We start from the raw sequence: 10,870 nt of genomic DNA on the forward strand, positions 1-10,870 counted from the left end.
TCTTTACCTGATCCAATGGGATAATCGTGCAAAGCTCCCGAACAGTGAGTTCACATGCCTTGCCACGGTCGACGGGCGGCTTGACTGTCAAGCCTTAACTTTCGCAGCATGAAACCGGCAAACTTGCAAGGAGGGGATTCGAATTCCTCAGAACCCAGCAGCGACAAAGGTTTAATTGGATTTGTCCTCTGTGAAAGTTGAGTTCTTATTTGTTGAGAATTTCCTGATTTCTACCATATTCGAGCAGAAATTTTATCCTGTAATACTCAAAGATAAGATCGCGCTCCATAACTCCACAGTTATGAAGCACCCACGGTTCAGCCTGGGGCGGGATGCCGACAGAGTACCCTCTTCTCTTGAATTCGAAGCATTGGGATACGTCATAATAATGCCAGCCGTCAAAAATGTCCTCCCGCCACGGAACATCATATTGGGTCGCCATCAACAGGCCATCCAATGCAGCTGCGCTTTGAAAAGGAGCCTCTGCCTCATCAAACGTCAAATAATGGTATATGTTGCGGTTCTCAAGTATTCTTCCAAAACGTTGGTCCGACTCCCACCAAACCCCGCTATCCGGAACAGTTCCCGAACCAATAAGCCCGACCAGACCGAGCTGTGGATGGGTTTTGAACAATTCAAGCAGATCGTGAATAAAGTTGCGGTTCATGATGTATGTATCCTGGTGCAAATAGACCTTGTACTTCGCGCGCGATAGGCGAATGGCCTGATTGTAACCGGACGTGAGGCTGGACGCTCCTCTGATGGCGAGAACTTGGGTATGAACGCCTGACGGTACAGACAGATAACGAAGGTGATCCTGGCATACTTTATACAGTACGTCATCATTCACGCAGGTTATAAAGCAAACGGAATTTTCTTCTTCTGTCATTGTCTTCACTCTCATTCCCGTATGATCTCCTGAATCATATGCAGCAGTGTTTTGGAGTATAACCGTAATCTAAAAAAAAGAAGCAGCTCAATCGCTGCCTCTTTCAATGCATCCGAGTTTTGAAGGCACTATAGGGGAGCTAATCATCCGTTCATTCAATCGTTATCTCTTTCTCATGGGCTTGCTTGCAAATTTGCTGCCAAGCTTGCTGCCGGATTTGCTGACTGCTTTGCTTTTCATTTTCGCTCTGGCGCTGCTTACGCTTGCCTTACGGCTCGCACTGGACTTGCTGCCCGCGCTGACTTTCCGGCCGCTCGCAGCCTTACGGCTCACAGCAGCCTTGCGGCCTGCTGCGGATTTCTTCTTGAGATTCTTTTTCCGGTAGCTGCTGACACTTGCTTGCCCAGAAAAACCGTATCCTCCAGGATATCCTCCCAGGTCCTGCGGAGAATCTATCTCGTCTCTCACAGTGTATACATAAGAATGATGGTATACAGGGCAGCAATGATATTTCTTCACAATCTCAATTGGATGAATGACCTGGACCAGTTGCTTCTTATAAATGTTCTGAACCTGAGTCTGCGTTGGAGCTGTAACCATTTGATCCGGGCAATTTCCGTTGCTGCAGTCTGCGCCGTAGTTGTAACCGGACATTCAATCACCTCCTGTTGTTATACTGCATTATATGCCGATGCAGGGGAGGAGCTTGTTTGTTCGTCTATGTCCAGTAAAATAGGTGCCTGACTCGGACTCGTCGCCCACGGTCACGGAGTCATTGCGACTCTGGAAGCGGCTTGATTCTCATCATGGATTTCAGCTCGCTTCGCTCCAGAAACGGGTACATATCTTCAATCGGCCGGTTCACAGCCAGCCTCGGATGCACTTCCGTCTCCGTCTCCAGATTGATCTCCACAAGAAAAGGTCCCCGAGTCTCCAGCGCTTCACTGATCACATATTGAGCCTCTTCATACCTCATAATCCTCTTGGCCGGAATATCGTATGCCTTCGACACCTTCACGAGATCAGGACATCCATAGCCTTCGACCGTCGATTGGTGGCGTCCATCCATATGCATATCCTGAAATTGCCGGACCATCCCCAGGTGATGATTATTCATAACGAAGATTTTCAGCGGCAGCTGATTTTGTACAATCGTCTGCAGCTCCTGGATGTTCACCTGAAAACCCCCGTCACCTGCAATGACCACGACCCGGTCCCCCGGACGGCATATCGCGGCTCCAATCCCCGCCGGAACGGCGAAACCCATGGCCCCCATTCCGCCCGCGTTCAACAAACGCTGCCCCCGCTTCAATTGAAAAGACTGGCTGGCCCACATCTGATGCTGTCCGACATCGAGCACAATCAGATCATTCTCCTCGCAGTAAGCAGACAGAAGCTGGACGAACAGATTCGGATCGATGCTGCCGCGCTTCGTCGGCTTCACACCACTTGGATAGCGGAGCATATAATCCTCAATCGTCCGCTTCCATGCTGCATATTTGTTCTTCGGGGCCTTGGGCAGCCGCTTGTTAAGCTCCTTCAGAAATCGCTTCACATCGGCATGAATGGCAACATCCGCTCTGACCTTGGCGTTCAGCTCGGTGAAATCGATATCCACGTGGATCTTCCTGGCTCCGCGCGCAAAGGTTGCCGGTTGAGTGCCGGTCTGGCGGGTATCCAGCCTGGAGCCCAGCACGAGCAGCAGGTCGCAGTTGGCCACAGCCAGATTGCTGTAGCGGTTCCCATAGGTGCCGATCAACCCTATACTCAAGGGATGGCTGGTGGGGAGGGCATCCAATCCAAGCAGGGAGCTGACGACGGGAATGCTGCTCCTCTCGGCCAACTCCTGCAGCTCCGCGGCGGCGTTCCCGGCCCGGACTCCTCCACCGGCGAGAATCAGGGGACGCTTAGCCTGGCTCAGCAGATCAAGAACCTTCTCCAGCTCCGGAATTCCAGCGGCACCCGCTTCATTATTGTACTGACGGTGCTCCTCGCTGCCGAAGAAGCTTTCCAGCTCATCCGGCTCGATCTGCGCGCGCTGCACATTCATGGGCAAATCCAGCAGGACCGGTCCGGGACGTCCATTCTGGGCGATGAACACCGCCTTCTCCAGCTCATACCGGATCTTCTTTTCGTCGATCACTAATTTCGCATACTTCGTAATCGGCTTGACGATACTGACGACATCCGTTTCCTGGAAGCCGATTTGTCTCACAGGCCGGTCAAACCTGAATTCATACGTATTGACTTGCCCGGTTATAAACAGACACGGCACCGAGTCGAAATAACAGCTGCCGATCCCGGTCAGCAAATTCAGCGCCCCCGGTCCGCTGGCAGCCATGGCCACGCCAAGCTTGCCATTGATCCGGCTGTAACCTTCGGCCGCGAAGGCGGCGGCCTGCTCATGGTGCATCGATACCGTATCGACCTCCCTGGCGTCAATGGTTGAATCGATCAGATGGGCAATGGCCTCGCCGGTCATTTCGAATATATGTCTGACACCTTGCCGGCTGATGAAATCGATGACATAATCGGATAATTTCACCCTGATCCTCCTTTTAACAGATGCCTTGCATTAAACCGCCCCCATGTACTCGCAGTCTTCTCTCTATGACCATCTGCTTCATATCCGTTCGCTGCCTTCATTCGGGCCGGATCCATCGTGGTTTACAGCTTTACTTCTATCTATATGTGCCCACCTGCAAATGATGTGCCTGCAAAATGAGGAACACAAACCGAAGCATAATTGATGGATTGACGAATATGATGTAGTAAAGCGGACAGGCAAAGAGAAATTCACAACAAGCTGGAGGGTGTACTGTGATTAGAAATAGAAAAGAACGCTGCGTTCTAAACAATGGAGTGGAAATGCCATGGCTGGGACTGAATGAAATGCTTGTGGGAGAAGAGGTCAAGCGTTATGGACTTCCAGGGCGGGAGCCGTTCATAACGATTAGACTGTGATACAAATGTCACTTGCCGTTATACCGGCGATTGGCGCCTTGAACCTCAACCAAAGGTTCGGTGAACATCCCGATCCATTCGCGTTTCCGGGATGGACGCCTTTAATATAGATGACGGCTGTACACAGGCCCGCGGAAGTCGCGACCCCGCTGGTTCCTGCTGTACATGTCCTGTCGCCTCTTGAATGCTTGCAGGCCATACCTCTGAAGAGCTGAGGATCGCGTCTGATCGCGAAATCCTGCCGCAACACTGGAGCATCGGCTGGAAACATGGTTGTCCGCTGCTCATTGTTTGCTCTGGCAGCTCAGGTATGGCCGGTTATAAAATCGTATCCTTTGCTTTTAAGAGCATAGACCGAATTGCAGCTCCCGCCCCTGGTCCAAAACGTATTTTTGCCTATGGATCATGAGCTGCACATTCTGTGCCTATGCTTCTGATGTTCATGTATGGACGCCGTTTTTTCCTATACAGCGTCTGCTTTTGCTCTTTTATCAACTTATATATTTAACCATACTGGAGCAGAAGTACTATATACGCATATACTTTAATTTTTAACGCTCTTTTAACGCTCCTACTATGCTCTACTATATGTACAATATTTAAAGCTCCTGACGCTCTTATTATTTCTTACAATTTCTTATGCATATTCTTCAATGTAAAAATCCTGAATGTAACAATAACAGATCATGCATCTATAACTCTGTTTGTTTTATATATAATCGTTTCTGTTTATGGATCGTTGTTTTTTTATCAGGTTCATAGCTCATGCTGTTCACAGATCATTATTTCAAATTTTAAATATCGTAAAAATAACTTCTTTACGTGACATAACACCGAGACCATTCATGTAATTGCCGCCACGCAAGAACGGCACGAACGAATTCTGGGGGAATTGTCCTTACGGTCGATTGAGCAAGAAGCCTATATGCGTAGAGACAAATAAACTAATTTCCATATATCTTTCATAACTTCATGAATATATCAAAGCAGGCCTGAACATAATACGTCTACTATATGACTAAGGAGATGGCCGCTATGATGCAATGGATCAAATTCGTAGTTATGGGGATTGTGTTCTGGCTCATTGCCACAGCCTTCTTCCGGCTGCTTGGCCCGTATGTGCTGCTCGGCCCGCAAGAGACCTACTTCGTTTCGTTCCTGCTCCTGCTGCTATCCGTCATCCTGCTGCTCGTCGCCGGAATATCTCTGTTTGTCAGGCTGCGCATGTACCGCGACAGAGGCTCCGCGACACGCTTCGGCTTCTGGCTGGCTTTGAGCGGACTGGTGATGAACGGGTTCATTTTTATGTACCGGTCTTATGTATACCCGGACTTTACTCCGGAACAACATGAATCCTACGTCATCTGTATCCTGTTCGGCTGCGCATTGGCGCTGTGGGTCCCTTCCCTGATGGACCGGCTGATCCGCACCAAGACCAAAAAGGTAACGTTCGAAGCAAATGTGGACTCCGGGAAATCCTCCGTCACCGATGCGAAGCCCGTGACTCCCCCGCAGGATGCAGACATCCTCGATGAACATCAGGAGTTTCATACACCCATGGATGAATCCAAGCGTGAATGAGACGAATCCCGGAATATGGTAAAGGCCACTTGCAGGACGCCGGTGGCCTGATGTTTCCCCTGTAATCTTTAAGCATCTTATACACCCATAGGCTCCCGGAATCGGATTCTCGCATCACCGAGCATCAGACTCGCCAGGGTTAAATAAAGATCCGCATTTATCCGGTCTCCGGCGGATGCGAGTAATTTCCCGAGTCCCACACATGCCAGATAGGTGCCGTGTCCAGACACGCCCGGATATTCCCCCTGCGCAGGTCCCAGGCTCAGCGCTTGCCGTAATGCATCAATGGCTTTGCCCGTTTGGCCCAGTGCCTGCAAGCCCTTCGCCATCAGGTGATACAGATCCGTGAAGTCCGGAAACAGCGTTATACTTTCCAGGCTGTATTGAACCAGATCGTGATAATCCCCCATGGATTCCAGTGTCATCAGCCTGTATTTATGCGCACTGGACAGTACAGCCTTCGGGAACCCGGACGGATCCTCCAGCGCTGAATTAAAATGCTTCAGCGCGTTCTCCAAATCATTCATTCGATAAAGCTCAATCCCCAGGTAATAGTGATTCTGCCGATAATCCGGGTTCTCCCTGAGAGATTGCAGGAGCAAAGATATATTTCGTCTGATTTTGTCCTGACGCAAAATATTTTTGGCCAGATTCCCGTAATGATGGATATGGATATCGACCTGCCCGACCTTCATGGCAGGATTGGCCCACAGCACGCTCGGCAGAATCTGTTCGTGAATTCTTCCTTCAAAGCGGTATTGCGGCCGGTTCCGCACCATCCGATCCAGACTGGCATGTGATGTTTCTCCTGTCTCCAGATGGTTGATGAAATAAAATTGAATGACTTCGATATTCTGCTCACGAATTGCATCCCGGGTCAGAAGCTCTTTGAGCCTGTCGGCCTCTTCCACATCCATTTCTTCATCGGCATCCAGCCATAAAATCCAGTCTCCCGTAGCCTCTTCGAAGCCCCGGTTGCGGGCAGCCGAGAAGCTGTCCTGCCACGGCATGTGAATCACTTTCGCCCCGAAGGCCTCGGCAATCGATACGGTATTATCCGTTGAACCGGTATCTACAATAATGATTTCATCCACAATGCGCATGACACTGCTGAGACATTTCGGAAGATATTCTTCCTCGTTCTTGACAATCATGCATAGCGAGATGCTTGGTTTATCCATAGCCCACCTCTTCATTGAAATACGGATGAGTCTCTCCTCCAACACCTGAACGTTGAATTCAGAGATCCGTCCCTCCATTCTATTCCCTTGAGCTCTGTCCTAGACCAATGGGGGGGCAGCAAATTGGAGAATATCGCCCCTATATTCTATAGAACGCCGGCAGAAAAGTTGTGGGCTTATGGCAGTGGATAGCAAAAGGCCATGCCTGCCTCAATGGCCTGCATAGCTCGAGTATGTTGCACTAACAATAACAAGAACAAGTGTCCCTTTTTTTATGCCTGGAAAGCATTGTAGGTCAACGCATACGATTTGTGCAGAGCATCTGTATGGAAGAAAAACTCCGGGTAGTGTATGGAATCACCTAATGAATGGATTAGATGAATCTCTTGATTATACTCCATACTGGAACCCGTTAACTTCGACAATACAACATATAAGTAGTAAAGGTCCGTATAATCCGGGTGCATCTTCATAGCTTCGCGTGTAAGGTTCAAGGCATCCTCATCTTTTTCCAGTTTTATTAAACATAAGATGACCCACTTGGTGAATACCGCTTTATATTTAGGATCGCTTGCCTCATTGGTATTCCTTAAAAATACTGCTAATGCCTGTTCGTAATGTTTCTGCCGAAAAAGGTCCAATCCTCCCTGATACACATCCATGATGTTGGGATTGCCTTTCACTACACAAAAAATGCGTTCCTTTGCCTTCACAAAGGTGTTCTTCTTACGTGCGGCAATTTCCCACCTGCCCATATCATGGTGTTCCAGCCATTGATTATAGAGCTTCGGAACCTCGATTGTGTCGCTGTGGGTTTTCGTAAGAACATCTGTAAATTTTTCATAATCCGCGTTATTCAGGAAATCCTTCTGACTCACATAGATATCCCACTCGTCCAGTCCCTGGACCGCAGGAATGGAGTAAGAGGCACAATGCAAATAATATTCAGCGAGCTTCTTCACAATCACCGACCACTCAAAGTTGGCAGCGGTCAGCAATCCTTGTTGTACCAATTCATGTTTAAGCTCTTCATTTCCGATCACACGCAGCATCTGTTCTGCCAGACTATTCGGGTTATGGATCTCTGCGAGCAAAGCGTTAGATCCGTCAACAACATACTCCAGCACACCTACGTTCTTCGTAGTCACCACGGCGCACCCGCAAGTCATGGCTTCGAGCACAGGCAGTGAGAAGGATTCATAGTGGGAGCCTGCAACAAATACTTCTGCCCCTCTATATAACGCGGCAATATCTTGCTGCGAAGGCTGAACGAACACTTTTCCAACCCCCGGGATTTGCGAAATATCCGCTGCGGGTTCTGAAGTGGAGATCCACAGCAATTCCAAATGCGGGTAAACCTGGTGAACCAGCTTAAATGCCTCCAAAACATCCTTGACCCCTTTAAATTCGACATGGTCGCTTCCCATGATCAATACATATGGAGCATCCCATGCAAACTTGCTGCCCGTGGCATTAAAATTCTGATGATCCACTGCATTATGAATGACCGCAGCATCGCGATCGTAATATTTTTTTATTAAATCTGCTGTTGGTTTGGACACCGTGAACACAAAATCAGCCAGTTGAAACTGCTTATAAGCAAAATCTATTTCCCCTTGACTTAAACGATCGTAATCAAACAGATGTCTATCCCCTTGTTCAAAGTAAACGACAGGAGCGGCGTTGGCCTTAACACACTCATAAATGTGGTGATAATACGTCGCAACAATCAGATCACATCTGGGTAGGGCCTCCCCTACATCCATTCCGAAGGGGACTTGTTTGTACTCGGCATTCAGCTTGAACCAACGCGGGCGGTCGAAATGGGATATAATCGTGACCTTAGCTCCTAACTCGACCAGACGATTGGCCTGCTCAAATATAATCTTAACCCCGCCCCAGACTCCAACCTGATTCATGACATATACAATGTGACATTCCGATAAGGCTGGCGCCGATTTCTGAACTAATTCTTTTCGTTCGGGGGTTATGTTCTCAACATCCCTGCTTCGTCTGAGAAATTGTTCCCACCGCAAGCTCTCGATCATTATCTCCTCTCCTTCAATTAAATTGAATCAGAGCAAATGGATAAAAGTCTTTGGAAATGATCTCTTGAAGTTTAACCGGAACCGGGTCTCCTTCGGTACTTAACACATATAACCGTCCCCCATGATGATGAAGGATCAGATTTAATAATTGAATAAAGGGTTCACACTCTTCGCCAAGCATCGGTCTATTCCATTCAAAGGATATATTTTTTATTTTCCCCTGCTTGATTAATCCCCTCATGCCGAGAAAAGCTTGATACTCTCCGCCCTCGATATCAATCTTCACCAAATCGATTCGATCCATATCCATAAGTTCGCTGTCCAGCGTGACTCCTGGAATCGATATCTTCTTATAGCGATCCACTACATTATTATCCTCAGGTCTTTCGTTAATGGAAGAATAACAAGGAAATCGTTCAGATATCTGAATTTCCAGATTTTTATTTTCAGAATAAATAGCCTTATTGCTGAGGGTAACCTGGTCAGTAACCCAATTCATGGCAAGATTGTCCCGGAGAATTGGGAGCATTTCAGGATTGGCCTCATAACCGATGACCTTTCCTTGTGTTCCCACTTGTCTTGCGGCAAGCAGGGTGAAGTAACCTATATTTGCTCCAATATCAACAACGGTGTCTCCTGCTTTTATATACTTCAGAAAATAATTGGTTAACGGATATTCGAAATATCCCGTCGTAACCAAAACAGGCATTAAACTATAATCCTGCGATGATACTGTAATCCATCCGCCATACCCTAGGCTTATAAGCATTTTATGATCACCAATATATGTACCGTGCATATGTCCGCTCCTTCTCTTCCTTTTTTTCGTATCTCTCCTTCCATCATATTCAGTTAACTGTTTGTTATGACTTCTCAAATAAACCGGGGCAATATTCCTCATCGCTATAACCTCGAAAAGGCTTATGAGCTATGAAGTCTATTAACCCCGGCTCGTTTTCGTCTGGAAGACCGACCGCATCTCGATCGTTGAGTTGATAACCTATACGGAACATACCCGTTATTTTTGACTTTGGGTGAAAGAGCGATGCAGGAAGCGAAAATAATCTGAAACATATCTAAAACGGCCTTCCTTAATCATGTTATCGATGATGTCCCAATCTTGCTGCGGCATGGTTACGGTATAGTGTCTTTTGATGCCCCCTTTGGGCTTGGGACCAGGTTTCTTTCGAATCTTGCCTTGGTGATCGATCTGACTTGCCAATCCTCTGACTTCTTTCTCCAAGTCGTTCAGTTGTTTATAAATGCTATGCAGTCTCCATTCATTATCGAAGGTGAAATCAAGCCGTTCCCTTTCCTTGGTGTGGTCATGATTTGCTCCCATTTCATTTTCGCTCATGCTAGTCAACATACGCTCCACCATGATTTGAATGTTTCTCAGCTGCTCCAAATATTCCTTACGCTCTGCTTGATTGTTCATTCCGATCATCCTTCGATTTGGAAATTGCCCTTAATCACCAGGATGCGTTTCATGAAGCTATTAAGGCTTTAAGGAAAGGTTCGTCTGGATATGTCCATCTCTCCAGAATCGTGTAAACGTCTGAAGGCCCATTTCTATATTCTATGACCGGCACAGAGAGATAAGAACATTGGTTTGTTCACTGGAAGTATACTTTCGCAGAGGACAAATCCAATTAAACCTTTGTAGCTGCTGGCTGGGTTCTGAGGAATTCGAATTCGAATCCCCTCCTTGCAAGTTTGCCGATTTCATGCTGCGAAAGTTAAGTTAAGTGCTTGATAGTCAAGCCGCCCGTCGATCGTGGCAGGGCATGTGAACTCGCTGCCCAGAAGCCTTGCACGATTATCCCGTTGGATCAGGTAAAGAAAAACAGAAAACCGGGAACCGGGAACCGGGAACCGAAAATAGACTTTAGGCGCGTTAAAGAAAATAACGGATCAAATGAGGCGCGAAAATGCCTGTTGTTACGCTATTCAGGACCATCGAATGGGTCTATTATTTTGGGATCGTGCCTTATGGAGAAGCAGATCGATTCGAGATTATGAGGTGATCTTAGGAGAATGCAGATCGGTTCAAGATCATGAGGCGATCTCAAGAGAAGACAGATCGGTTCGAGATCATGAGGCGATCTCAAGAGAAAGCAGATCGGTTCGAGATCATGAGGCGATCTCAAGAGAAGACAGATCGGTTCGAGATCATGAGGCGATCTCAAGAGAAAGCAGATCGGTTC

The 10,870-nt window shown here is 47.7% G+C and carries 10 protein-coding genes; 3 read left to right on the forward strand and 7 right to left on the reverse strand.

Features of this window, described 5'->3' with window-relative positions:
• Positions 1 to 205: 205 nt before the first annotated feature.
• The 3 genes from ACE5KN_RS30865 to ACE5KN_RS30875 form a co-directional block, all read right to left on the reverse strand.
• Positions 206 to 904: a glycosyltransferase family protein gene (locus ACE5KN_RS30865; protein ID WP_375525550.1), complete on the reverse strand. Its 699-nt coding sequence runs from the start codon at positions 902 to 904 to the stop codon at positions 206 to 208.
• 147 nt (positions 905 to 1,051) lie between these two features.
• Positions 1,052 to 1,543 carry a hypothetical protein gene (locus tag ACE5KN_RS30870; RefSeq protein ID WP_375525551.1) on the reverse strand — a complete coding sequence of 164 codons (492 nt, stop codon included), beginning with the start codon at positions 1,541 to 1,543 and terminating at the stop codon, positions 1,052 to 1,054.
• Between the two features lie 118 nt (positions 1,544 to 1,661).
• Positions 1,662 to 3,434 (reverse strand): thiamine pyrophosphate-binding protein, encoded by a 1,773-nt coding sequence (locus tag ACE5KN_RS30875; protein WP_375525552.1) that lies wholly within the window; start codon positions 3,432 to 3,434, stop codon positions 1,662 to 1,664.
• A gap of 275 nt (positions 3,435 to 3,709) precedes the next feature.
• Here ACE5KN_RS30875 and ACE5KN_RS30880 point away from each other — a divergent pair, with 275 nt between their 5' ends.
• Positions 3,710 to 3,853 (forward strand): hypothetical protein, encoded by a 144-nt coding sequence (locus ACE5KN_RS30880; RefSeq protein ID WP_375525553.1) that lies wholly within the window; start codon positions 3,710 to 3,712, stop codon positions 3,851 to 3,853.
• A 1,035-nt stretch (positions 3,854 to 4,888) separates the two neighbouring features.
• Positions 4,889 to 5,434, forward strand: coding sequence for a hypothetical protein (locus tag ACE5KN_RS30885; protein ID WP_375525554.1), 546 nt, complete (start codon positions 4,889 to 4,891; stop codon positions 5,432 to 5,434).
• Positions 5,435 to 5,511: 77 nt separating this feature from the next.
• Here the strand turns inward: ACE5KN_RS30885 and ACE5KN_RS30890 are convergent, their stop codons facing one another.
• The 4 genes from ACE5KN_RS30890 to ACE5KN_RS30905 form a co-directional block, all read right to left on the reverse strand.
• The gene (locus ACE5KN_RS30890; RefSeq protein ID WP_375525555.1) at positions 5,512 to 6,615 is read right to left on the reverse strand and encodes a glycosyltransferase family 2 protein; all 1,104 of its coding nucleotides are present in this window, start codon (positions 6,613 to 6,615) and stop codon (positions 5,512 to 5,514) included.
• A 272-nt stretch (positions 6,616 to 6,887) separates the two neighbouring features.
• On the reverse strand, positions 6,888 to 8,663 hold the full coding sequence (locus ACE5KN_RS30895) for a glycosyltransferase family 4 protein (protein WP_375525556.1): 1,776 nt from the start codon (positions 8,661 to 8,663) through the stop codon (positions 6,888 to 6,890).
• 13 nt (positions 8,664 to 8,676) lie between these two features.
• The gene (locus tag ACE5KN_RS30900; protein ID WP_375525557.1) at positions 8,677 to 9,462 is read right to left on the reverse strand and encodes an FkbM family methyltransferase; all 786 of its coding nucleotides are present in this window, start codon (positions 9,460 to 9,462) and stop codon (positions 8,677 to 8,679) included.
• A 219-nt stretch (positions 9,463 to 9,681) separates the two neighbouring features.
• Positions 9,682 to 10,101, reverse strand: a complete 420-nt coding sequence (locus tag ACE5KN_RS30905) for a hypothetical protein (RefSeq protein WP_375525558.1) — start codon at positions 10,099 to 10,101, stop codon at positions 9,682 to 9,684.
• Positions 10,102 to 10,686: 585 nt separating this feature from the next.
• Here ACE5KN_RS30905 and ACE5KN_RS30910 point away from each other — a divergent pair.
• Positions 10,687 to 10,870: hypothetical protein (locus tag ACE5KN_RS30910; protein ID WP_375533324.1), on the forward strand; the 184-nt coding region annotated here is incomplete at its 3' end.

Source organism: Paenibacillus terreus (assembly GCF_042138595.1).
Lineage (GTDB): Bacteria > Bacillota > Bacilli > Paenibacillales > Paenibacillaceae > Paenibacillus > Paenibacillus terreus.